This is a genomic window from Nostoc sp. (genome assembly GCF_036917575.1).
Classification (GTDB): Bacteria; Cyanobacteriota; Cyanobacteriia; order Cyanobacteriales; family Nostocaceae; genus Nostoc.
This window is the reverse complement of record NZ_JBALDC010000026.1, coordinates 1-23,317: the sequence shown is the minus strand read 5'-3', so window position 1 is coordinate 23,317 and position 23,317 is coordinate 1. Positions and strand designations below refer to the sequence as shown.

At 43.0% G+C, this 23,317-nt stretch carries 17 protein-coding genes and 2 pseudogenes; 10 read left to right on the top strand and 9 right to left on the bottom strand.

Annotated features, from left to right (window positions below):
• Nucleotides 1–158 precede the first annotated feature (158 nt).
• Entirely contained in the window at nucleotides 159–329 is a 171-nt protein-coding gene (locus V7K79_RS06075; protein ID WP_335045650.1) for a hypothetical protein, read from the bottom strand.
• A 289-nt stretch (nucleotides 330–618) separates the two neighbouring features.
• On the opposite strand from V7K79_RS06075, the gene V7K79_RS06070 reads away from it, so the two are divergent.
• The 3 genes from V7K79_RS06070 to V7K79_RS06060 all read left to right on the top strand — a co-directional run bounded on the left by V7K79_RS06070 (nucleotide 619) and on the right by V7K79_RS06060 (nucleotide 2,698).
• A complete protein-coding gene (locus V7K79_RS06070) occupies nucleotides 619–1,434 on the top strand; it encodes a hypothetical protein (protein WP_335045648.1) in 816 nt (271 codons plus the stop codon).
• A 101-nt stretch (nucleotides 1,435–1,535) separates the two neighbouring features.
• Complete coding sequence (locus V7K79_RS06065) at nucleotides 1,536–2,327, top strand: hypothetical protein (protein WP_335045646.1); 792 nt, start codon at nucleotides 1,536–1,538, stop codon at nucleotides 2,325–2,327.
• An 86-nt stretch (nucleotides 2,328–2,413) separates the two neighbouring features.
• The gene (locus tag V7K79_RS06060; protein WP_335045645.1) at nucleotides 2,414–2,698 is read left to right on the top strand and encodes a hypothetical protein; all 285 of its coding nucleotides are present in this window, start codon (nucleotides 2,414–2,416) and stop codon (nucleotides 2,696–2,698) included.
• Between the two features lie 76 nt (nucleotides 2,699–2,774).
• Here V7K79_RS06060 and bchB read toward each other — a convergent pair whose 3' ends face one another.
• Nucleotides 2,775–4,301: a ferredoxin:protochlorophyllide reductase (ATP-dependent) subunit B gene (bchB, locus tag V7K79_RS06055; protein ID WP_335045643.1), complete on the bottom strand. Its 1,527-nt coding sequence runs from the start codon at nucleotides 4,299–4,301 to the stop codon at nucleotides 2,775–2,777.
• Between the two features lie 450 nt (nucleotides 4,302–4,751).
• Here bchB and V7K79_RS06050 point away from each other — a divergent pair, with 450 nt between their 5' ends.
• Nucleotides 4,752–5,441 (top strand): Uma2 family endonuclease, encoded by a 690-nt coding sequence (locus tag V7K79_RS06050; RefSeq protein ID WP_335045641.1) that lies wholly within the window; start codon nucleotides 4,752–4,754, stop codon nucleotides 5,439–5,441.
• Nucleotides 5,442–5,473: 32 nt separating this feature from the next.
• Here V7K79_RS06050 and V7K79_RS06045 read toward each other — a convergent pair whose 3' ends face one another.
• The gene (locus tag V7K79_RS06045) at nucleotides 5,474–6,493 is read right to left on the bottom strand and encodes a DUF6745 domain-containing protein (protein WP_335045639.1); all 1,020 of its coding nucleotides are present in this window, start codon (nucleotides 6,491–6,493) and stop codon (nucleotides 5,474–5,476) included.
• On the bottom strand, nucleotides 6,480–6,866 hold the full coding sequence (locus V7K79_RS06040; RefSeq protein WP_335045637.1) for a hypothetical protein: 387 nt from the start codon (nucleotides 6,864–6,866) through the stop codon (nucleotides 6,480–6,482). The genes V7K79_RS06045 and V7K79_RS06040 overlap by 14 nt, the downstream gene beginning before the upstream one ends.
• A 308-nt stretch (nucleotides 6,867–7,174) precedes the next feature.
• Here V7K79_RS06040 and topA point away from each other — a divergent pair, with 308 nt between their 5' ends.
• The 5 genes from topA (at nucleotide 7,175) to V7K79_RS06015 (ending at nucleotide 14,962) form a co-directional block, all read left to right on the top strand.
• Nucleotides 7,175–9,826 (top strand): type I DNA topoisomerase, encoded by a 2,652-nt coding sequence (gene topA / locus V7K79_RS06035; protein ID WP_335045635.1) that lies wholly within the window; start codon nucleotides 7,175–7,177, stop codon nucleotides 9,824–9,826.
• 524 nt (nucleotides 9,827–10,350) lie between these two features.
• Entirely contained in the window at nucleotides 10,351–10,491 is a 141-nt protein-coding gene (locus tag V7K79_RS06030; protein ID WP_012410890.1) for a hypothetical protein, read from the top strand.
• 7 nt (nucleotides 10,492–10,498) lie between these two features.
• Nucleotides 10,499–10,963: a type II 3-dehydroquinate dehydratase gene (aroQ, locus tag V7K79_RS06025; RefSeq protein WP_335045633.1), complete on the top strand. Its 465-nt coding sequence runs from the start codon at nucleotides 10,499–10,501 to the stop codon at nucleotides 10,961–10,963.
• A gap of 115 nt (nucleotides 10,964–11,078) precedes the next feature.
• Nucleotides 11,079–12,023 (top strand): ADP-ribosylglycohydrolase family protein, encoded by a 945-nt coding sequence (locus V7K79_RS06020; protein WP_335045631.1) that lies wholly within the window; start codon nucleotides 11,079–11,081, stop codon nucleotides 12,021–12,023.
• Between the two features lie 230 nt (nucleotides 12,024–12,253).
• Nucleotides 12,254–14,962: an HD family phosphohydrolase gene (locus V7K79_RS06015; RefSeq protein WP_335045629.1), complete on the top strand. Its 2,709-nt coding sequence runs from the start codon at nucleotides 12,254–12,256 to the stop codon at nucleotides 14,960–14,962.
• A gap of 443 nt (nucleotides 14,963–15,405) precedes the next feature.
• Here V7K79_RS06015 and V7K79_RS06010 read toward each other — a convergent pair whose 3' ends face one another.
• Both V7K79_RS06010 and V7K79_RS06005 read right to left on the bottom strand, forming a co-directional pair.
• On the bottom strand, nucleotides 15,406–18,348 hold the full coding sequence (locus V7K79_RS06010) for a hypothetical protein (protein ID WP_335045627.1): 2,943 nt from the start codon (nucleotides 18,346–18,348) through the stop codon (nucleotides 15,406–15,408).
• A 168-nt stretch (nucleotides 18,349–18,516) separates the two neighbouring features.
• The gene (locus V7K79_RS06005; protein ID WP_335045625.1) at nucleotides 18,517–21,345 is read right to left on the bottom strand and encodes a hypothetical protein; all 2,829 of its coding nucleotides are present in this window, start codon (nucleotides 21,343–21,345) and stop codon (nucleotides 18,517–18,519) included.
• A gap of 95 nt (nucleotides 21,346–21,440) precedes the next feature.
• Between V7K79_RS06005 and V7K79_RS06000 the strand changes: the two are divergent.
• Nucleotides 21,441–21,846, top strand: a pseudogene (locus tag V7K79_RS06000) (transposase); the annotation flags it as partial.
• 209 nt (nucleotides 21,847–22,055) lie between these two features.
• On the opposite strand, the gene V7K79_RS05995 reads toward V7K79_RS06000, so the two are convergent.
• The 3 genes and pseudogenes from V7K79_RS05995 to V7K79_RS05985 all read right to left on the bottom strand — a co-directional run.
• Nucleotides 22,056–22,205: a hypothetical protein gene (locus V7K79_RS05995; protein WP_335045623.1), complete on the bottom strand. Its 150-nt coding sequence runs from the start codon at nucleotides 22,203–22,205 to the stop codon at nucleotides 22,056–22,058.
• A 329-nt stretch (nucleotides 22,206–22,534) separates the two neighbouring features.
• Entirely contained in the window at nucleotides 22,535–22,825 is a 291-nt protein-coding gene (locus tag V7K79_RS05990) for a hypothetical protein (RefSeq protein WP_335045621.1), read from the bottom strand.
• Between the two features lie 220 nt (nucleotides 22,826–23,045).
• Nucleotides 23,046–23,237 (bottom strand): annotated as a pseudogene (locus V7K79_RS05985) (DUF4277 domain-containing protein); the annotation flags it as partial.
• Nucleotides 23,238–23,317: the final 80 nt, after the last annotated feature.

Genomic DNA, 23,317 nt, shown 5'->3' with positions numbered 1-23,317 from the left:
CATCTACTTTTTTTTAATACGCGAGATTGCGAAGCTTTTATGATGCTTTTTTTACTTCGTTACTGGAGGCACATCGGTTACAGATATAATGGGTTATTCTGCCTATTAGATCCCCAAAGTAATAATTTTGTATTGTGATATTTGTTCGCTTTTAATTTTTATTTATCAGTAAATTTCTGCGTTAAAGAATGCGATCGCTGCATGGCATCGCTATAAGGTAATATATTCATGGAGTAAGTTTTCGGAGATTGTCCAGCAATATGCGATATCAAAGAGAGTTTAGCAGCGATCGCACATCCTCGACCATTGCCTACCGAACTCAATGCCATTTGATTATGCGATCGCGATAAATCATAACTATTTTACGAAACATCTGATGCACATAGTTGGAGAAATGGTATTAATCTATGGTTTTGTCAAGATTCCTAAATGCGTAAATAATGTTAAAAAATAAGAACGTTTTCTGGAAACTACGGTTGACAAAGTTGATTTTTTATATAACTGGAGTGGAACTTCTTTAATAAAAGAGGGATCTAGTTAGTTTGATTATTAACTATTTACTTTTTGGGGAGACGGTTAGTCTTTAGTAATAGATAACATATTTTAAACCGTAAAATTATGTGGAAATCAAAGTTAGTATTTAAATTGATACTGTCGGCTGCGGCGATCGCCACTAGCGTGCAGCTAAGTTCAACGAGTGACTATGCTATTGCTGAAAGTGCATCTTCCAATCCGACTGCTGAATCTGAGCAACAAAATCAAGCTTTAGAAGATGTCAAGGTTGGGATGACAGGAGTTGGTATAGGAGCGATCGCAGGCTTACTTATTTCTGGTTTATGGTATCAGAAACGTCGTTATCGCAAAATCCAGTCACGTGCCAAAATAAACCGCTTTCGTGAAGAGTTTCTCTGTGGGTCTTTAGCAGATTATTACTTATCTAATTCTAATGCAAATTCTTCACCTACAAATTATCGGAAAACTTTACCAACATCAACTAAAGAAGAATCCCCTAGTTCTGAGGAAACTTTCGTAACCCCAATTAAAGAAGAAATATCCGATTCCTCTACTTCTGAAACAAATAATCTAGCAGCAAAACCTACGCCAGCCGCACTATCTGATTCCTTATCTGACTCCTACCACAAGTTAATCGAGGAAATTGTTAATACCACCCTCAACGATCAAATCAGTTCTAAAGAGTATATATATAGCCAATTAGTAGAAAATGTGAGCAATGGTGATGGTGAAGTTTTTGAACGCTGTTTGAGCGATCGCTTGCATTCTACTCAATCTGAACTACATAAAGTAATAAATTCTCCGAGTTTATTCCAGAAAGAGACTCCTGAGTTAAAAAAAGCTCGTTTAAATCGCACCTTGAAGGCATTACAAACTATTCAAGGAGAATGGGAACAAATCCAAAAACAAAAACTAAATTAAGCCCTAGTTACGGTAGCTACGCAACAAATTATCACCGACTGAAAAGTAAGAAACTTTTCAGTTTGGTTACAAAATCGAACTAATATTATTAAATTATTAGTATGGACATGATTGCCGACTATTTAGCCCAATTACCCTCCGATAGACTACTATCTCAAGCAAAAACAGATGAGCAACGAATCGAGTGGTTGAGGTTAAGGCTTAACTATGGATTACTATCAGTATTTTGGAAAGAAAGTTATTCTATCCAACATAATCCATTTGACATTATTGCTGATAATAAGCAAATTAACGCTCATATTTGTGAACACTACCAACGATGGATGAACTATCTGATGGGTTTATGGAAATTGGTACAGGTTGTTGAACAGCAATTTAGAGAAAAATGTCTAAAAGCAAATTTACCTTTTAAGTATCCTTTTCAATCTCCTTTGGAAATGTTCTTCGCATTTTTGGAAGAAGAAGCAGAAGATGAGTTTTTACCTTGTCTACAAAATCATTATGAAAAATCACTTCCCAAAATCAAGGAAATGATTAACTCAGGCAAAAAATCTCATTTAGTAGAAAATCCAAATGGAACGACAAAGTTAGTTCTTGAGGAGCAACGTAATTCAATAGAAATTAAGAAATATAAATTATTAGAAAAGAGGCACTTTGTTAAAGAAAGACGTTGGTACTTTCTTTTTATTACTTTTTGTCGGATAGAGTCAAAGTCAAATCGACGGATTAAAGAGAATTTTGATACCCTTATGACAGCATTTTACGAATTTCATAACCATATAGGTACTTCAATTCGTAAGAGAAAATCAGCTACCTGGCAAAAAAGCTACTCTTATGCTTGGAAAAAAGGTGCAAAAGTCTCTGCTGGCAAGGGTGGTTCTTATTCTGCTTAACAATTCTTCATATCTTTGACACAGTTGATAGACCCATTAGGAACAGGCTTTAGTCTGAAAAGTATGAATTTAGTGGGTTTTAACCTATGAATAAAAATAACGGAATTAGTTTTTTACAGTCTTCACCCTCCTTTTACCAAAAATCTGAATACGACGTTTACACCCAAAAGACAGTGGAGAAAGTAGAAAAACAGCAGGGGATGCTTATCTCTTCCGATCCTCCAACACCACTCCCACCTGTAGTTTCAATCCCCATATTGATGTATGGAGGAATTGCAGTACCCGTCATTATTTTAATAAGTTACTTTTCCCAAATCCAATTGAAGTTGATTATTGAACTAATCAAAACACTAAACAAAAAGACTAAGTAGTTTGCTAGCTCTACTTACATAATACTATCAGCAGTCAGCCTTGGAAGTTGACTGCTGATATTGTTAAGCTCTGAAACTAAGCTCCGACAGCTTCCTTGGCGGCGTACAATACCTCTGCGTTAATTTCCTTGAAACCGCGATCGCGGGCAAATTTTTCAGTATTACGCTTCACTTTGCCGCGAACAAATCCCGGAATCTTATTCAATTCTGCTTGACCATCTTTTGTCCAATTCAAATCAGAATCAGCAGAAATTCCTCTAGTAATAACTTCTTTGGTATCGTGACCGCCGAAGATTTCTAACAGGTGATCTTCCATTCCCAAAGTGAAGGAATTATAGATCAAATCTGTAATTTGATTCGTGCCTTCGTAACCCATAAATGGTTTGTAACCAATGGGGAAGTTTTGGACGTGGATTGGTGCAGCAATTACGCCGCAAGGAATATCCAAGCGCTTACCAACGTGGCGTTCCATTTGTGTGCCGAAAATGGCAGAGGGTTCGACACGAGCGATCGCATCCCCAATTGCACCATGATCTTCAGAAATTAGCACTTCATCGCAATACTCGCTAACCTGTTCGCGGAACCAATCTGCATCATGTTTACAGTAGGTTCCAGCCCAAACAACATGAATCCCCATTTCTCGCGCCAGAATCTTGGTAATAGCCGCAGCGTGGGTATTATCACCAAAGACTACAGCTTTTTTGCCAGTCAAGTTTTGACAGTCAATCGAACGGGAGAACCAAGCAGCCTGAGAGACATACAGGGTTTGCTCATTGATGAAGTCTTCATAGTCAACTTCTGCGCCTTGAGCGTTGATTACCTGCTGAATCTTGCGAATACAACGGGCAGTTTCCACTACACCCATTGGAGTAATGTCTATATAAGGTGTGCCAAATTGTTCTTCTAGGTAACGGGCTGTGGTCAAACCGAGTTCGCGGTAAGGCACTAGGTTAAACCAGGCTTGGGACATCTTTTTCAAGTCATTCACTGAAGCACCTTCGGGAATTAAAGTATTTATCTCAATTCCCAAATCAGCCATCAGCCGTTTGAGTTCGGTACAGTCGTGATTATTGTGAAAACCAAGGGTGGTAGTACCGATAATGTTAACCGAGGGCTTTGCTGTTTTGCCCTCTGCCAATTCGCCCCGCTTCCGGGCTTTTTCGATGTAATATTGGACAATTTGATCCAAAGTGCGATCGGCGGCTTGCAGTTCGTTGTAGCGGTAGTGGTTCACATCCGCCAGCATGACATCTCCTTTAGCTTCCAACTGCGCCCGTTCGACAAAGTTGTGCAAATCCTCTTGCAAAATGCTGGAGGTGCAGGTGGGAGTTAACACAATCAAATCTGGGTGTTCTTCGGCATCCTTACGGACGATGTTATCTACCACCTTCTCTTGAGAGCCACGGGCTAAAACGTTGCGATCGACGACACTGGTTGTCACCGGAGTAAAATTCCTCTCCCGCGATAACATGGAGCGCATGACGTTAAAGTAGTCATCGCCAATGGGGGCGTGCATGATCGCATGAACATTTTTAAAAGAGCTAGCGATTCGCAGAGTGCCGATGTGGGCTGGGCCAGCATACATCCAGTAAGCTAATTTCATGTTTGTGTTTCCCTTTTAAACTCAAATAACTAAGTAAGTGGGCGTAAAAAATATAAGATAGAGCTTACCACCAACCCCTTCGGTGCGTAGTTTACCACCGTAGGCATCGCCCAGCGTGCCGTTGGTAAGGAAGGGGAGAGGTTTGGAGAGAGGTATTATCTTTGAATTCAGCCCATCTACTTATAAGTGCTTGATTATTAAATCGTTTCTGATTTTCTCAAACCTGCTGGCTGAAAAAAAATAAGGTTTGTTGCGGGTTTTAGGTGAGGCGATATAGCTGAAACTCATTTAATGCTTGGGATGCAGCTATCAATTTAAACAATATTACTGGTGATTTTGGAAAAAAATCTTAATGTTCCGGTAAATTTGTTGATTAATCTCTCATTCCCTAGTCAGTTGCGTTTTTACCTAATTCGCTAAGATGTACACAAGCTCATTTTCACAACAATTATGGTGAAAACCCCCTCCCAGCTTTGGACAATTCCTCCTTTGGAAAATGGCGACAAACTTACCCGCTACGAGTTTGAGCGTCGCTATAATGCCACCCCTAACTTGAAAAAAGCTGAATTAACCGAAGGGATTGTCTATATTATGCCTGCTGCTGGGCGTTTCCGAAGTCACGGTCAACCGCATGGTTGGATTTTGACATGGCTTGGTACTTACGAAACTGCAACTCTTGGTGTAGCGTTGGGAGTTGAACCTACCGTCCGCTTAGACTTAGATAACGAACCTCAACCCGATGCTGTTCTGTTGATTGAACCGGAAGCAGGTGGTCAAACGCGGCTGAGTGAAGATGATTATATTGAAGGTGCGCCAGAGTTAGTTGTGGAAATTGCTGCTAGTAGTGCGGCTATTGATCTTCATGGCAAAAAACAGGCTTATCGTCGCAACGGTGTCAAAGAATATATTGTTTGGCAAGTTTTAGACCAAAAATTGACTTGGTTTTTTCTTGAACAGGGTGAATATCTGGAATTAGTACCTGACAATGAAGGCATTTTGCGAAGTCGGGTATTTCCAGGGTTGTGGTTAGCGGCGACGGAGTTATTAGCAGGTAATATGCAGAGGGTGTTGAAGGTTTTACAAGCAGGTTTGCAGTCTGCTGAACATGGAGATTTTATCAAGAAATTAGGTAGTTATTAACCCGTTATAAATGGGGAAAATCTTTTAAGCAATTAAGTTTGCACACTAAATTCCTCTGGATCTACTCCCCAATTAACCCAGCGAATCGCTTCACACGCTGAGTTCATACTTGGTGGAACTCGCAAGGCATGAATAAAGCTTGTGCTAGGGCAAGTCATTTTTAATAAAAAAATCGGCTCGATATCCACATTGTTATCAATTTCTAATAGTGTGTATTCATGCCAAGTATCTAATTCAATAGCTTGTAATTCTTGGCAAATTCGGGCGTAACCAATACCCTGAATTAACACTCGGCGTAGTTCGGCGTTTTCTTCTGTTAAAAGCCATTCAGCTTGCCATTGCTGCGGGTGGATTTTACCGTATTTTTCAGGCAAGGTCACACCGTGGTATGAGTAGAGGCTATATCCATCGGTAAATTCAATGGCGGGTTCACCTTCAGCGTGGAGGCGATTTTGATTGTCGAAAGAAATTTTAGTCGGACGCTCACAGATAACGACTAGACTCTCTGAACAAAAAATTAAGCCACAATATTCAGCTACATCCTGCATAGCTTGCAAATGTCTTGCTGGATAAGCACAATTTAAAACAGAAATACAAAAATCAAATAAACAGCTAGAAGCTAACCAGTATTTGGGGTCAAAATTATTATATCCATCTACTTTAAATCTTTTTTGTACAATTGAATATTCTAGTGAAGAATATAAATCTATTAATATTTTGTGGTCAATGTTAATAGCACAAAAAAGCTTTACCGAAATTTTGTTCCAAAGAGATTTTTCAAGTTGATTATGAAACTGACTTGAAAGGTAGTTGTCTAATTCTCCTCTTGGTTCTATCCATACATTAAAACGGATTAAGGATATAGCACTAGGACTATCAACAAATATAATCTCAGGTTTAGCTAAATCATTTAAAGCGTACGCTTTATTTACCGATTTTACAGCTTTTTTCTTATTTATCTTCTCTGTTGAAAGCGCAATTTTCCGCCACTTTTCCCGATAAACTGGAATCAAAGCCTCTTGCTCAGGCGTTAACTTTTCAATCAGCGACATAACGCCAACCTTCAGGCTCGTATTCTCGCTGAATTTTCACCATCCAGTCACCTTGGGGAATAGAAATAGCTTTATGCTCCTCATGGGCAAGTAATGCCAACTCTGAAAACACACGTAAATAAAGTGTGCTATCTTTCTCGTATAATTGTGCGTTTCCCTCAGTAATGCGATGCTTATGCCCAGTAACTTCGCCTTCTGCCAAAGTTAAGTGAGGTATTTTTTGTCCTTCAACCTGTTGCACAGGCATTAAGATAACATCACCCTGACGAATTGGTTGCATAGTTTTGCTTTCCTGACATGGGTATAAATCCCACTTCGCTTTTGCTCTCAAGTTTGATTTAATTTTGGCACAGGCTTTATTAAAGTAGGGCATTGGGTATTGGGCATTAGTTATTCTCCTTGTCCCCAGTCCTCAGTCCCCAAATTTTTAAAACTGTAGTCGCCAATTATGCGTTAGATAAGTTAAAGATTGAAATAGCTGGAAATTAAAACCCAGCGTACCCTCATTTATCCTCTGGGACAGACTGGTGGGCCATAAGTTCAGCAGGTTTTCTCCCAAGCAGGCGGTTTATGTGAGGATTAAATCACTGCCCTAAGCGTGACCTTTGATCTTGACAATTTGCAAAAATTACCTCAATTTGACTGTTTAGCTTCGCAGCTATTCTTTTTATTGAAATTTCCATGTCAACTCTTGTCATCGTCGAATCTCCAACCAAAGCTCGTACCATTCGCAACTACCTGCCATCAGGCTATCGCGTGGAGGCGTCTATGGGTCATGTGCGTGACCTACCCCAGTCGGCTAGTGAAATTCCCGCTGCCGTTAAAGGGGAAACATGGGCACAGCTAGGGGTAAATGTGGACGCCGACTTTGAACCGGTATATGTTGTCCCGAAAGACAAAAAGAAAATTGTCACCCAGCTCAAAGATGCCCTCAAAGATGTAGATGAACTGATTCTGGCAACGGACGAAGACCGGGAAGGTGAAAGCATTAGTTGGCATTTATACCAATTGCTGAAACCAAAAGTTCCGACTAAGCGGATGGTGTTTCACGAAATTACCCAAGAGGCAATCAAAAAAGCTCTCAAAGACTGCCGGGATATTGATGAGCAGTTGGTTCGCGCTCAAGAAACGCGGCGGATTTTAGATCGACTTGTAGGCTATACCCTGTCTCCCCTGCTATGGAAAAAAATCGCCTGGGGATTATCTGCTGGGCGAGTGCAATCTGTAGCTGTGCGGCTTTTAGTTACTAGGGAACGCCAACGCCGCGCCTTCCATGAGGGTACGTACTGGGATTTGAAAGCTAGTTTGTCCAAGGAAAAAACCCCCTTTGCTGCCCAGTTGGTAACATTGGAAGGAACCAAAATCGCTAATGGTAGTGATTTTGACGCCGCAACCGGACAAATTATCGCAGGTCGCAATGTCTTGTTGCTCAACGAAGAACAAGCGGTAGCGCTTAAAGAACGCTTAACTGGGAAAACCTGGAATGTTAACGACATTGAAGAACGCCCTGTGACGCGCAAACCGTCGCCACCATTCACCACCTCGACGTTGCAACAAGAATCTAACCGGAAACTGCGCCTCTCAGCCCGCGACACCATGCGCGTTGCCCAGAATTTGTACGAGCAAGGGTATATTACCTATATGCGGACAGATTCGGTGCATTTGTCAAATCAAGCGATCGCAGCTGCTCGCAGTTGTGTAGAAAAGCTTTACGGTCAACAATACCTCAGTCCCCAACCCCGGCAATACACTACCAAATCCAAAGGCGCACAAGAAGCGCACGAAGCAATTCGTCCAGCAGGTAGCAGCTTCCGTACCCCTCAAGAAACTGGTTTGGGTGGTCGGGAACTTGCTGTCTACGATTTGATTTGGAAGCGGACTGTCGCCTGTCAAATGGCTGATTCCCGGCAAACTCAAATTACCGTGCAATTGCAAGTCGAAGACGCTGGATTCCGTTCTTCTGGCAAACGGATTGACTTTCCAGGATACTTACGTGCATACGTAGAAGGTTCAGACGACCCAGAAGCAGCACTGGAAGACCAGGAAGTAATTTTGCCGAATCTGAAAGTGGGAGATCATCCAAATTGCACAGACCTAGAAGCCGTTGGGCACGAAACCCAACCGCCAGCTAGATATACTGAAGCAACTTTAGTGAAAACCCTAGAAAGCGAAGGTATCGGTCGTCCCAGTACCTACGCCAGCATCATTGGCACAATCATCGATAAGGGTTATGCCCATTTGGTGACTAACGCTCTCATTCCCACCTTCACCGCTTTTGCCGTCACCGACTTGCTGGAGAAACATTTCCCGGACGTTGTTGATCCTAGTTTCACCTCGAAGATGGAGCAAACCCTTGATGACATTGCCACAGGTGAAGCGAAATGGCTACCCTACTTGCAGAAATTCTATTTAGGAGAAAAAGGACTGGAAACCCTGGTAAAAGAGCAGGAAAGTCAAATTGATGCCACCAAAGCTAGGACTGTAGAACTGGAAAATTTAGATGCCAAAGTCCGCATTGGGAAATATGGCCCCTATATTGAAGTCGAAAATGGTGAGGGAGTGATCACCGCTTCAATTCCCAAAGACCTGACGCCAGCTGACCTCGACCCCAAACAAGTAGAAGTATTGCTGCGGCAAAAGACCACTGGCCCTGACCAAGTAGGTCGTCATCCCGAAACTGGCGAACCAATTTATGTGAAAATTGGTGCTTACGGGCCTTATGTCCAATTGGGTGACAAAACCGACGAAAACCCCAAACCGAAACAAGCCTCTCTACTCAAAGGTGTCACCCCAGAAACCGTTACCCTGGAAATGGCTGTTGGTCTATTGGCACTACCCCGAACGTTAGGAGTTCATCCAGTTACTGGCGGCAAAATCCAAGCAAGTTTGGGACGCTTTGGCCCTTATGTGGTTCATGACCAGGGTAAGGAGGGGAAAGACTACCGCTCTTTAAAAGCTACTGACAATGTATTGACAATTAGCTTAGAACGTGCATTGGAGTTGTTATCAGAACCAAAAAAGGGACGCAGTTCCACCAACAGCAAGTCAAAAGCAGCCTTACGCGAATTGGGTACGCATCCAGAGGACGGGGAAACAATTAATATCTACGATGGACCTTATGGGCCTTATATCAAGCATGGCAAAACTAATGTCAGTATCCCAGAGGGTCAAACGGTAGAAGATGTAACCCTGGCGGCGGCGCTGAACTTGTTGGCAGCTAAGACCTCGACTGGGAAATCGACTCGCAAAACGAGTAAATCAACGACTTCCAAATCTAAGTCAACTGCTAAATCATCAACAACCACTGCAAAGAAAAAAGGCACAGAAGGCTAGTGGCAACTCAAACAATTTTAGATTTTAGATTGACGCTAACGATAGGTTAGCGATGTTCGCGTAAGCGTCTCTGAGATTTTAGATTTATTTCGCCCGCCCATAATGGATATCCAAGAATTAAATTACTCAATTCCTCCATCCAACGCTACTATCCAATTTCTCCCCCTGCTTACCAAAACAATTGATTATTTTTTATTTGGAAGTCCCTAATGGGCGAGGTATGAATCTAAAAATTCTCTTAATCCCAAATCTAAAATCTAAAATTCATACTCAATAGTCTATCTAAAGTCCGATTTTTAAGTCTTGACCCTTGATATCCATCCTTGATAGGATACACTTCGGCAGGTTCAAGTGTGATACTCTAAAAAGTAAGGAAAACACAACTGCTAAATTTTAGAAGTGGCTTATGTCCCAAATTCGGGATTGTATATCAGCCCGATTGGAAGCCAGAGGTGCGAAAGTATGTCATTTTCTGCGTACCTGTTAATCAAAAATTGAGGTAGTATCTCAGGAGCGATCAGTTCATGGACTATATAGAAAAGGTGCTGGAAAAGCTTAAGGAATTAGCTCGTAGGCTAATTGAAAGCTTATTAGGGCCAGAGGCTGAACCGGAACCGGAACTGATTCCGATTCCAGTGAACGATCGCTCGCGCCGTCGCCACTAACCCTACAGTGGTAAAATCGACGTTACGACCCTTAAGTATTCTGGCACTGCACGGACCAAACTTAAATTTGCTAGGACAGCGAGAACCAGGAATTTATGGTTCGTTGACACTAGCTGAAATTAACCGCCTGTTAGAAGAAGAAGCATTCAAATTACAGGCGAAAGTTTTTCATTTGCAATCAAATCATGAAGGTATTTTGGTAGATACTATTCATGGGGCCTTAGGGCAACATCAGGGAATTCTGATTAATGCAGGAGCTTATACTCACACAAGTGTGGCATTACGAGATGCGATCGCTGCTGTTAATTTGCCCACAGTAGAAGTACATCTGAGTAATATATACCGCCGGGAAGATTTTCGCCATCATTCATACATCGCCCCAGTTGCGATCGGACAAATAAGTGGTTTTGGCGTTCAAAGTTACTTATTGGGTTTACAAGCTTTGATAGATCATTTGAGAGTTAAAAGTTAGGAGGGACGCGCTTAATCGCGTCTGTACAAGAGTTAGAAATTGCTAGTTGGTAGTAAAGTTAGGAATTAGTAATATTTCATTAACTCCTCATTCCTCACTTTTAACTACAGAATTTATGCGTTACTCTCCTATAAGTCGGTTTAAAGGAACTTTACTCGGAGCATTTCTGGGAGGAAGTTTAGTTTCTGATGGGAAAGTACAATTTGAGAGTTACCTAGATTTAGGCAGAATGGCAGTTCTGGGTATCCAGAGTTTGATTGCCTTGGGTAGATTAGACTTAGATGATTGGATAAAGCGTCAGCAAGAAGAATCTCATCATTCAGCAGCAACTAATAACATCTCGATAAAAATAATTATTGCTACATTACCAATAACACTCTTCTTTCACGAAAATCCGATTAAGCTCCGACAAAACTTGCTGCGTGTGCTGAAAATCTGGGAAGATGACCCAGTAATCAGGGATGGAACTCTAGCACTAGGATATGCGCTCGCTCTTGCCCTAACTGAAAAACTTGACCCTCTAACTCTTATCCCACAAACAATTTCTTTTATCGGCGAAACACCGACATCAATACCAAAAAAATTATTAAGAGTCCAGAATTTATTAGAGCAAGGGGCAGGATTATCAACGACGCAAGCTGAGTTTGCTAAGGAAGAAAAACTTAGTAACACTATTGCTATGGCATTCTATTGCTTTTTGAGTACGTTAGAAGACTTTCGCCTGACACTTTTACAGGCTACTCACAATCATAATTTTCAAGTGCCAGATGCTACGCTTATAAGCTCACAGGCTACAGGTGCAATTGCTGGTGCTTTGTCAGGAGCATACAACGGTATAGGCGGAATTCCTGTAAATTGGCAAGTCTTGCTCTTGCAGAGGAATTCTCCAGCATGGGGACTAACTAGCTTTTCCCAAATGTTAGAATTAAGCGATACATTTGTGGGGGTGTGGTCAGGAGTGTATAATCTTACCTTAAACCCAAAAGAGTTAACAGACGAGGGATGTGAGGTGGCTTTGCTTTCAGTCTACGCAGCTCCTCGCGTTATTCGGTCGCGTTAATCTTAAACTAACCAGATAAGAAGTTAAAAGTAGGCAAACTTCCGCCACAGTGTATTAGTTTCATATACTAGAATTTTTCAGTAAACCCTTGGACTGATTCTGTAGCTAGCTATTGTGGCAAATCAGCAATAAAAAAAGCCGCGCCACAGAGTTGCAGCAGCCGCAGATCAAACTTTCCTGATGATTGTCTTTTTTTGAACTATCAAAGTCGGCAATTGCAGGTAGAGATAATGAAAATGCATAAATTTTTGCAATTCTTGAACCAGCAATTGACTCACTGGCGGCAACAGTACAAAACACTATGCCGTAAGGGAAAGTTAATGAAAAGTCCTAAAGGTAAAACCCATAGAAGGAAACTTCTAAGGACTATGCTCAAGAATGTATTTCTGTTTTTATCAAAAACCAATGAGAAAAACGAACGCCGAAAACAAGAAAGAGCGCTAACGTCAAAGGCAAAATCGCTTAAAACTAAGAATAGTATTTATGCAGTCGCTTTAGATTGGGTATATAAACAGCGTTACTCGGTGATTTTGGCGATCGCTGTATTGTCCCTCACAGGTATTATTGGACATAAATTATACAATCAGACTCAACTCCAAGTCGGACATCCCGCGCCCCGAACGATTACAGCGCCTTACACAGCTAGTATCGAAGATCAGAAAAAAACAGAAGCCGAGCGCAAAGCTGTCAGTACAAGCTCCTTACAAGTGTTGAAGCTTGATGCACAAATCAACGAAAAAATCAACGAAAATTTGCAACAACTTCTAGATGATGGCAACGAAATTCGCGCTGTTGCTGGAGCTTTTCCTTTTTTTGATCCTGTAGTTTTATCCATCTCCACCCAACGTTACTTCCGCTCTTGTCCTGAGATAGAATGGCAAGCACTACTATCGGCTGTAGAAAAGAATAAAAATCAGCACAAGAAAGGAAGCGCCGCTTCATCCCGTCCATTATCCATAGCTGCACCTAATCAGAAACGCCAGCCGCGTATCACATCTAAATTTGATATCCAGAGTCGAGAAAAAACAGAGCCAGTAGATTTTTCTCAAAATACTGATTTTACTCAAGCTGTAGCAGAACTAGAATCTTACCGCCTCACAACTTCTGAGAAAAGGTTGTCTTTACTAATTGCCCAAATTTCCCAAACACGCCAAAGATATAGCCAAGCTACTGCCAAACTTTTACAGTTAAAGACTCTTACCCCAGAAGCAGTATACGAGGAATCTCTACTTTTGGATTTGTCAGATGTGGAATGGGAAAAAACACAAATTGGAATCCATCAGAGTATAGAGCGGATTCTCACCCAAGGCATTCCACAGGGACTGCCAAAAAGTATCTTACAAGATGCAGTGAGTTTACAATTACAGACCTTTGTACCAGAATCCACTGAAACATTGGCAAAGAACCTGTTGTTAGCTGTACTCAAGCCGAATCTGCAAACAGATGAAGAACAAACCAGGCAAAATGCTCAAAAGGCTGCGGCTGGTGTGCCACGTGCGATGGTGAAGGTACGGCATGGTGAGGTAATTGTCAAAAAAGGAGAGCAGATTACTGCATGGAACTTTGAGGTACTGGAGTATTATCACCTGATTCGTCGGGAGATAAAGTGGCAGGAATTGGTGAAGTTAGCAGGCGTTATTGCGATCGCTATTGGCATTTTTGTCTGGGTAGAACGCCATATTGATTACGAATTGCGACAACGCGATCGTTTATTAGTGTTATTGCTAACTCTGAGTGTACCAGGAGTAATTGTAATCGGATTGCCCTATACCACTTGGAGCGCCCTTGGTTTATTGTTGGGAAGCTTTTACGGCCCGACTTTGGGGTTGACAGTTGTCGGCCTACTGTGGCCGATATTAGCCATTAGCTTCGATATGAGCAAGGCTGCGCTTTTAGCTGGTGTAGGAGGAGCAATATTAGGTAGTTACATTGCCCAACGATTGCGATCGCGTGAAGAGTTGGCATTATTAGGTGTGGCGATCGCCTTAACTCAGGGTGGCATTTACCTGATTGTTAAAATTTTAATTGGTCAAGTATTTGGTTCAACCTGGTATATTGTCTTCCAAGAAGCGGGATTATTTGCTTTATCTGGCTTAGGCTGGAGTATTATCGCCTTGGGTTTGAGTCCTTATCTAGAAAAAGTTTTTGATTTAGTTACCCCAATTCGCCTAGCAGAACTGGCGAACCCTAACCGCCCTTTATTAAAACGACTCGCTACTGAAACTCCGGGAACTTTTCAACATACGCTGCTCGTGGCTACTCTTGCTGAAGCTGCTGCCAAAGAATTAGGATGCAATGTTGAACTAGTCAGAGCTGGTACATTATATCACGATATTGGCAAAATGCACGACCCTGTTAGCTTTATTGAAAATCAAATGGGAGGGCCGAATAAACACGATACTGAGATTAAAGATCCTTGGAAGAGTGCAGAAATTATCAAAAAGCACGTAACTGAAGGGTTGGTGATGGCGCGTAAACACCTTTTACCTACGGCAATTCAAGCTTTTATTCCAGAGCATCAAGGAACGATGGTGATTGCTTATTTCTATCATCAAGCCCAGCAAATGGCTCAGTCAGATCCAAGTCTAACTGTAGACGACGCAGATTTTCGCTACGATGGTCCAATTCCTCAATCACGGGAAACCGGAATTGTCATGTTAGCAGATTCTTGCGAAGCAGCGCTGCGATCGCTGCAAGTCTCGGCTAAATCTATAGGAGAGAAGCGATCGCTCAAAGATGTTTCTACCGAACAAGCTTTAGCAATGCTCAACAATATTCTGCGTGCCAAATGGCAAGAGAATCAACTCGTAGATTCAGGACTAACACGAGAAGAAATGTCACAAATTGCCCAGATATTTGTGGATGTTTGGCAGCAATTTCATCACAAACGAATTGCTTATCCGAAGTTGAAGGCTAACGGTGCTGTACGGAATTCTTAATCAAGAAACTTAGGTTTAATCGCGGATATGATATGAAACTTTTATTTCTTTGTGACGGCAGTCGTTACAACGGGGAGAAAATACGCAACACGCTGCCTTTTTTTGCACTCTTCTGGTACGTCTGCTGCGCGAATGTGATTCGTTTTTCTTAATTTTGGATAAGTTAAGAAATTTAAATGTAGTAGGGTGCGTTGTACTGCGTGACAACGCACCATCAACAATTCAAGGTGCTCCCGCCTACGACATAACACACCTTACTTCCTACTAACTATCAGGGTTTGTGTGAAATAGTATTAAACTTTGGTGTTCCAAGCTTGGAGTTTGGTGTTCCAAGCTTGAAGTTTGGTGTGCTGAACTCAAAGTTTGGTCTTTAGAACTCAAAGTTTGATGTTCCGAACTCAAAGTTTGCTGTTTGGAACTCAAAGTTTGCTGTTCTAAGCCAACTATGCTTGGATAATAAAATCAGATGCCTTAAGAATTGGCGCACCACTTAGAGTCACAAATAGACCACCGCTACCAAAACCAGCCGTACTGCCATTTTCGTTGTAGAACAACTGCCCACTCACAGGATCGTAGACAATTTTCGCCGTGCTAGTCCCCGCTGAAGAAGTGATTTCAAAATCACTCTCGTTACTAAAGCCTATTCCCGGAACAGAAGTAATTGTATTAAAGGTAGTCTTATCTAGTACAATCTTGTCACTTTGTGTAGTGGCTGCAAAAAATACACCGTAGAACCCATTAATACTATCTAGACCAACATCAGTGCTGTCAAAAGCAGCATCGGTGTTGTAAAGGAATCTGTCAACACCCTCACCCCCTGTGAGTACGTCATTGCCAGCACCGCCAACCAGAGTATCATTGCCACCACCACCGATGAGGGTATCATTACCAGTTCCACCCCGCAAGAAATCATTGCCGCCCTTGCCGTCGATGATATCATCACCTCCCTGACCATTAATCACATCGTCGGAGTCTATAAAACCCGTAATGTTATTGTTAAGGTCATTGAGGAATGTAACGGTGTTCTTGTTAAACAAGTTAGTTTGAGTGGAGTTGGCATTGAAGATATCAAAACTGTCAACGATGCCCCTCTGGTTATCAAACAAGATATTACCAATAGCTGGGCTGGTATCAGATGCTGATAAATTATTCAAGTTTTCTAATTTGAAGTTTTCCAGAATGACTTTGGTATTGCTTACATCTTCAAAAGTGACTTCTAGATTATTGCCATTTTGATTTAATTGCAGATTTTTCGCAGTTAATCCTAATCTAGTAAAATCCAAGGTATCAACTTCAGCAATTACCGCCGCTGATGGATTTGAATCTCTACCGATGCCGCCAAAGTCGGTTATGGTGTCAATGCCATCGCCTATTGAGAAGATGAATTTGTCTCGACCACCATTACCTGTGAGCTTGTCGTTACCAGCTTTGCCCTCGATGATGTTGTTGTTGGGTGTGCCGATGAGGATATCTGCACTACTTGTGCCCGTGATCAATTTCTGGACAAAACCCAAAGTGGTGGTTGCCACTGCACTCGTGTTACTGAAACCTTGCCCGTCATTGACGACAAACTCAATTGTGGTGTTAGCAGTGGTAGCTGTACTATTATAGGTAACGCTGCTGAGGACTTGTCGATAATTGGTAATGGTATCCGTCCCGCTAAGGGTGAGAGTGCCTGTTGTGGGGTTGTAGATAGCCGTGATGTTGCCGATGGCAGTAGCATTGAGAGTTTCGGCAGCGCTATTCAAGAGATTGGTAATGGTGATAGTAACACCAGCTAGGGTAGTGTCGTTGTCGCTGAGGGTAAAGTCGCTATCAAGGATGGAGACGGGAGTACCGCTAAAGGTGGTGCTAAAATCAATTCCTTCTAAGTTACCGTTGAGGTCGAGGACGGGGGCGCGGTTGCCGAACACCACGTAGCTCTGCCCTGAGCTGATGTCGTTGGGGTCGGCAAAGGGTGCCCCGATAATCAGGTCATCAATACCGTCGCCGTTGATATCTCCGGCACTGCCAAGAGAGTAGCCTGAACGGTCATTTTCATTGATGCCATTGATGACAAAGCCATTTGTGCCGTTGAGGGTGGAGAGGTCGAATTGGGCACCAAAACTTTCCTTGCTGCCAAACACCACATAGCTTTGCCCTGAACTAGTGCCGTTGGGATCAGCAAGGGGTGCCCCGATAATCAGGTCGTCAAAACCGTCGCCGTTGATGTCTCCGGCACTGCTAACAGAGTAGCCTAAACGATCATCTGGATTGATGCCGTCGATGGCAAAGCCATTTGTGCCGTTGAGGGTAGAGAGGTTGAGTTTGGCACCAAAACCCTCCTTGCTGCCAAACACCACGTAGCTTTGCCCTGATGAGTCGCCGTTGGGGTCGGCATATTCTGCCCCGATAATCAGGTCGTCAATACCGTCGCCGTTGATGTCTCCGCCACTGCTAACAGAGTAACCTGAATGGTCATCTGGATTGATGCCGTTGATGGCAAAGCCATTTGTGCCGTTGAGGGTGGAGAGGTCGAATTGGTCACCAAAACTTTTTTTGCTCCCAAACACCACGTAGGTTTGCCCTGAGGTGTCGCCATTGGGGGAGGCACTATCTGCCCCGATAATCAGGTCGTCAATACCATCGCCGTTGATATCTCCGGCACTGCTAACAGAGTTGCCTAAGGAGTCATTTTCATTGATGCCGTTGATGGCAAAGCCCGACGTGCCGTTGAGGGTGGAAAGGTCGAATTGGACACCAAAACTTTTCTTGCTGCCAAACACCACGTAGGTTTGCCCTGAGCTGATGTCGTTGGGGTCGGCAAAAGGTGCCCCGATAATCAGATCGCCAATGCCGTCGCCGTTGATGTCTCCGGCACTGCTAACAGAGTTGCCTAAGGAGTCAACTGAATTGATGCCGTTGATGGTGAAACCATTAGTGCCGTTGACAGTAGAAAGGTTAAATTGGGTAGCAAAACTTTTCTTGCTGCCAAACACCACGTAGGTTTGCCCTGAGGTGATGCCGTTGGGGGAGGCACTTTCTGCCCCGATAATCAGGTCGTCTAAACCGTCGCCATTGATGTCTCCAGCACTGCTAACAGAGTTGCCTAAGGAGTCATTTTCATTGATGCCGTTGATGGCAAAGCCCGACGTGCCGTTGAGGGTGGAGAGGTAGAATTGGGCACCAAAACTTTTCTTGCTGCCAAATACCACGTAGGTTTGGCCTGAGGAGTCGCCGTTGGGGTCGGCACCATCTGCCCCGATAATCAGATCGTCAAGACCGTCGCCATTGATGTCTCCGGCACTGGTAACAGAGTTGCCTGAACGGTCATCTGGATTGATGCCGTTGATGGCAAAGCCATTTGTGCCGTTAAGGTTAGATAAGTTTAAAACTGAACTTACCATGAGTGCGTCCTTTTATTTCTACTACTAAAAATCTAAACAATAGAAGAAGTCAGAATGACTGTTGAATATGAACACAATGAAATATACAACTTTTATGTGGAACAACTAATGAACGGGGGTTGCCACAGTGGTACAAATCCAAACTCGAAGTTTGCTGTTCCAAGCGAATTACGCAAGACCGATAAAATCAGATGCCGAAAGATTTGGCGCACCAACCAAAGTCGCAAATTGACCGCCATTGCCGAAACCATCTGCACTGCGATTTGGGTTGTAAAACAATTGCCCAGTCACAGGGTTATAGACAATTTTGGCTGTGCTGGCTTGGCCTAAATTAGTGACTTGAAAATCACTTGGATAACTGAAAAAACCTGTTCCGGGAGTAAAATCGATCGCACTAAAGCTAGTCTTATCCAGTACAATCTTGTCACCTTCAGAACTGTTGAAGTCACTAATGGTAATGGTATCTCGACTAATATAACCGTTGTAAAGAAATCTATCCGCACCTGCACCGCCAACGAGAGTATCATCGCCAGAATTACCGATGAGGGTATCATTACCAGTACCACCGCGCAGCAAATCATTGCCATTCTTACCGTCGATGATGTCATCACCTCCCTGACCGTTAATCACATCGTTGGAGAAGTCAAAACTCGTGATGTTATTGTTAAGGTCATTGAGGAAAGTTACCGTGTTCTTGTTAAACAAGTTAGTTTGAGTGGAGTTGGCATCGAAGACATCAAAACTGTCAGTGATGCTGGTCTTTTGATCAAACAGGATATTGCCAATAGCTGGTCTGGTATCAGATGCTGGTAAATCATCCAAGTTTTCTAATTTGAAGTTTTCCAGAATGACTTTAGTATTGCTTACATCTTCAAAAGTGACTTCTAAATTGTTGCCATTTTGATTTAATTGCAGATTTTTTGCAGTTAATCCACTACCTGTAAAATCCAGCGTGTCAACTTGAGAAATCACCCCTGCTGAAGGATTTGTGTCTTTACCAACGCCGCCAAAGTCGGTGATGGTGTCGATGCCATCGCCAGGACGGAAGATGAATTTGTCTCGACCACCGTTACCAGTGAGCTTGTCGTTACCAGCTTTTCCTTCGATGATATTATTGTTGCGTGTGCCTGTGAGGATATCTGCACTCGTGGTTCCCGTGATGAATTTCTGGATAGAACCCAAGGTGGTAGTTGCCACTACACTGGTGTTAAGAGGAGCCTGTCCGTCATCGACGACAAACTCAATTGTGGTGTTAACAGTGGTAGCTGTACTGTTGTAAGTAAGGCTGTTGAGGACTTGTCGGTAATTGGCAATGGTATCCGTGCCGCTAAGGGTGAGAGTGCCTGTGGTGGGGTTGTAGGTAGCCGTGATGTTACCAATGGTAGTGGCATTGAGAGTTTCGGTAGCGCCTTTTAAGAGATTGGTAATGGTGATAGTGGCACCTGCTAGGGTAGTTTTGTTGTCGCTCAGGGTAAAGTTGGGATCGACAATGGAGACGGGAGTACCGCTAAAGATGGTGCTAAAATCAATTCCTTCTAAGTTGCCATTGAGGTCGAGGACGGGGGCGCGGTTGCCAAACACCACGTAGCTCCGCCCTGACGGGATGCCGTCGCCCCAGACACCTCCTGCCGCAATAATCAGGTCGTCAAGACCGTCGCCGTTGAAGTCTCCCACACTGCTAACAGAGCTGCCTGAACCGTCACCTGAATTGATGCCGTTAATGACGAAGCCGTTAGTGCCATTGAGGTTGGAGACGTTGAATTGGGCACCAAAACTTTCCTTGCTGCCAAATACCACGTAGCTCTGCCCTGACTTTTCGCCGTTGGGGGAGGCAAGTGGTGCCCCGATAATCAGGTCGTCAAGACCGTCGCCGTTGAAGTCTCCCACACTGCTGACAGATGAAACCTCATTTGCATTGATGCCGTTGATGGTAAAGCCATTAGTGCCATTGAGGGTCTTGAGGTTGAATTGGGCACCAAAACTTTCCTTGCTGCCAAACACCACGTAGCTCTCCTCAGAACTGTTGAAGCCCCTACCCTTGATAATCAGATCGTCAAGACCGTCGCCGTTGATGTCTCCCGCACTGCTGACAGAAAGGCCTGAACCGTTACCTGAATTAATGCCGTTAATAGCAAAGCCATTAATACCGTTAAGGGTGGAGAGGTTAAATTGGGCACCAAAACTTTCCTTGCTGCCAAATACCACGTAGCTCTGCCCTGAATAGGAACCATTAGGGTCGGCACCTGGTGCCCCGATAATCAGGTCGTCGATGCCGTCGCCGTTGATGTCTCCCGCACTGCTGACAGAAGTACCTAAAATGTCACTTGGATTGATACCTTTAATGACAAAGCCATTTGTGCCGTTGAGGGTGGAGATGTTGAATTCGGCACCAAAACTTTTCTTGCTGCTAAACACCACGTAGCTCTGCCCAGCATTATAGATGCCATTGGGGTCGGCATCAGGTGCCCCGAAAATCAGGTCGTCAAGACCGTCGCCGTTGATGTCTCCTGCATTGCTGACAAAGATCTCTGAGTTGTCAAAATTGATGGCAAAGCCCGACGTACCGTTGAGGGTGGAGGCGTCAAAGCTGGCACCAAAACTTTCCTTGCTGCCAAACACCACATAGCTCTGGCCATTACCTGCTGCGTGGATAATCACGTCGTCAAGACCGTCGCCGTTGATATCTCCCGCACTGCTGATAGACCTGCCTAATTGGCTATAATAGCTACCGTTGATGGCAAAGCCATTTGTACCGTTGAGGGTGGAGACGTTGAATTGGGCACCAAAACTTTTCTGGCTACCAAACACTATGTAGCTTTGCCCTGAATAGGAACCATTGGGGTCGGCATTCCTTGCCCCGATGATCAGGTCGTCAAAACCGTCGCCATTGATGTCTCCCGCATCGCTAACGATGCCTAAATTTTCAAATCTATCGATGTTGATGGTAAAGCCGTTACTGCCGTTGAGGTTAGATAAGTTGAAAACTGAATTTGCCATGAGTTCGTCCTTTTGTTTCTACTACTAAAAATTTAAACAATTGAAGAAGTCAGAATGACTGTTGAGTGTGAACACAATGAAATATACAACTTTGAGCATTTTCACTAACCCCAGCGAATATGGATGACCGAAAACCAGTCACAGACATAACTTAAAGACTTAATTGGTAAAATATTTGGTGATAGAGGATACATTTGTCAAAAACTATTTGAGGAGTTATATGAGCGAGGGTTGCAGTTAGTTACAAAATCTAAGAAGAAAATGAAAAATCGTTTGGTAAGACTGATTGATAAGATTCTGTTACGCAAACGTGCTGTAATTGAATCGGTCAATGACCATCTGAAAAATATATGTCAAATCGAACACTCTCGTCATCGTAGCCCATTTAACTTTTTAGTTAATTTAATGGCTGGTAATCGTGCTTATACCTACTTGCCTAAAAAACCCTCGATTGACATTTACCCAAAAGATTTACCTGCACTACCTCCTGCCATTTTTTAGTTCCGTCGAACTCACGTTAATGTAAACCCACCCAGCAATAATCCCAACCATACTTCGTATTGGCATTTTAAAATCCGACACAACCTAAATTTCAAAAATTCCACTCATAAGCTGTTCCACATTTAATTTGCATATATTAGGCGTGCGAGACGCCCACCCCACAAAAATGTACAATTTCAGATTATGTAAACTAGATGTGGTTTAGCTTATCACCCAAATAACTCCCGATGCTGATAAGCAAATCGAGAAACATCCAGACTAACTACAGATTTAGCATAAATAGCCTGATTGCGAATTGCCTGTATCTGTTCTGACTCTCGCTCCATAGCTGGTGTAAATTCTTGTCGCTGTTTCAGCAAATCCTCAAACTCAATTTCCCCAGGTCTACTTTGATAAAAAGCCGACTCTGCACAACCATCTGCACCTGCTGTTGGTCTGGAAGTGGATTTGACAGTAAAGGAATAAAAGGCTGTAATTCTAGAGGTAGTTGAACGTAAGTTTCCAATAACACCCAGTAATGATGTTGCTGACTCCAGAGAGCTTAATGACAGGCATTGAGTAATTGATAGCTACATCTTTGACTTATTTTGCTACCATCACCCTGATTTAGCATTCTCTCCAGTAAATATAGCAGGAGGCAGGAGGTAAAACTATTGCTAACTCTCTTCTTTCACCGTTTCCAAATGTCCTAAACTGTGTGACTACGGCTATAAATGCCTGGTTGATATTCCTCCAAAAGATACTGAATAATGTCCCCGTCTTTACCCCTGTCAGTTGACTGTAAGATGTACTGACCTTGATGCTGAATTAATTGCTGTAGTCCACAATAACCAGGATTCCAGACAAAGATTGACAAAGAACGCTCCTCACCCCAATGGTAAAACTGCTGTAATATCTTCATTCTGTCAGGCGTATGATACTCCACAGCCACAATTGAAGTATTTTGGTTAGCTAGAGCAGGCCAGTCTGTCAACTTCATAAATCTGACTTCAACAACTTACTTTCCCCTTTTAGAGCAAATTTCTTACTGATGCTTTAGCCACACGGATAATTATTACTAACGGGTTGGTTATATTTCTTGTGTGAAAAAGAGCGATCGCCTCCAGCACCGCGTTAATTTCGGAAACTGCTCCGCGTCTACGTGCGATGGCTACGCCTACAGCCGTGCAGACAAGCTCCGGCAACCCGTAACGGACGCATGGTTTTACTCCCGGTGCTATTAAATGCTCACAGGCTATTGTTTTAAAATATTGGGGAAACATATATAGTGGCTTTGATACAAATCCTAAGCCGTTCAATATCATAGCTTTGACTACATGACCAGGACTGACTTTTTCTCCTTTTTCCTCTTTTATTAATTCATTTATTGTTTCTACTATCCCTCTTCTGTCACTTTCCGGTTATTCTAAATAAAAGGATTAGAAGAAAAAACTCTGCAAGGGAGGTAGGGCAATGGATGTAGAATTACAAA

Coding starts and splice junctions, on each gene's coding strand:
- V7K79_RS06075 (WP_335045650.1), bottom strand. CDS start 329: ATGGCATTGAGTTCGGTAGGCAATGGTCGAGGATGTGCGATCGCTGCT.
- V7K79_RS06070 (WP_335045648.1), top strand. CDS start 619: ATGTGGAAATCAAAGTTAGTATTTAAATTGATACTGTCGGCTGCGGCG.
- V7K79_RS06065 (WP_335045646.1), top strand. CDS start 1,536: ATGGACATGATTGCCGACTATTTAGCCCAATTACCCTCCGATAGACTA.
- V7K79_RS06060 (WP_335045645.1), top strand. CDS start 2,414: ATGAATAAAAATAACGGAATTAGTTTTTTACAGTCTTCACCCTCCTTT.
- bchB (WP_335045643.1), bottom strand. CDS start 4,301: ATGAAATTAGCTTACTGGATGTATGCTGGCCCAGCCCACATCGGCACT.
- V7K79_RS06050 (WP_335045641.1), top strand. CDS start 4,752: ATGGTGAAAACCCCCTCCCAGCTTTGGACAATTCCTCCTTTGGAAAAT.
- V7K79_RS06045 (WP_335045639.1), bottom strand. CDS start 6,493: ATGTCGCTGATTGAAAAGTTAACGCCTGAGCAAGAGGCTTTGATTCCA.
- V7K79_RS06040 (WP_335045637.1), bottom strand. CDS start 6,866: ATGCCCTACTTTAATAAAGCCTGTGCCAAAATTAAATCAAACTTGAGA.
- topA (WP_335045635.1), top strand. CDS start 7,175: ATGTCAACTCTTGTCATCGTCGAATCTCCAACCAAAGCTCGTACCATT.
- V7K79_RS06030 (WP_012410890.1), top strand. CDS start 10,351: ATGGACTATATAGAAAAGGTGCTGGAAAAGCTTAAGGAATTAGCTCGT.
- V7K79_RS06020 (WP_335045631.1), top strand. CDS start 11,079: ATGCGTTACTCTCCTATAAGTCGGTTTAAAGGAACTTTACTCGGAGCA.
- V7K79_RS06015 (WP_335045629.1), top strand. CDS start 12,254: ATGAAAATGCATAAATTTTTGCAATTCTTGAACCAGCAATTGACTCAC.
- V7K79_RS06010 (WP_335045627.1), bottom strand. CDS start 18,348: ATGGTAAGTTCAGTTTTAAACTTATCTAACCTTAACGGCACAAATGGC.
- V7K79_RS06005 (WP_335045625.1), bottom strand. CDS start 21,345: ATGGCAAATTCAGTTTTCAACTTATCTAACCTCAACGGCAGTAACGGC.
- V7K79_RS05990 (WP_335045621.1), bottom strand. CDS start 22,825: ATGAAGTTGACAGACTGGCCTGCTCTAGCTAACCAAAATACTTCAATT.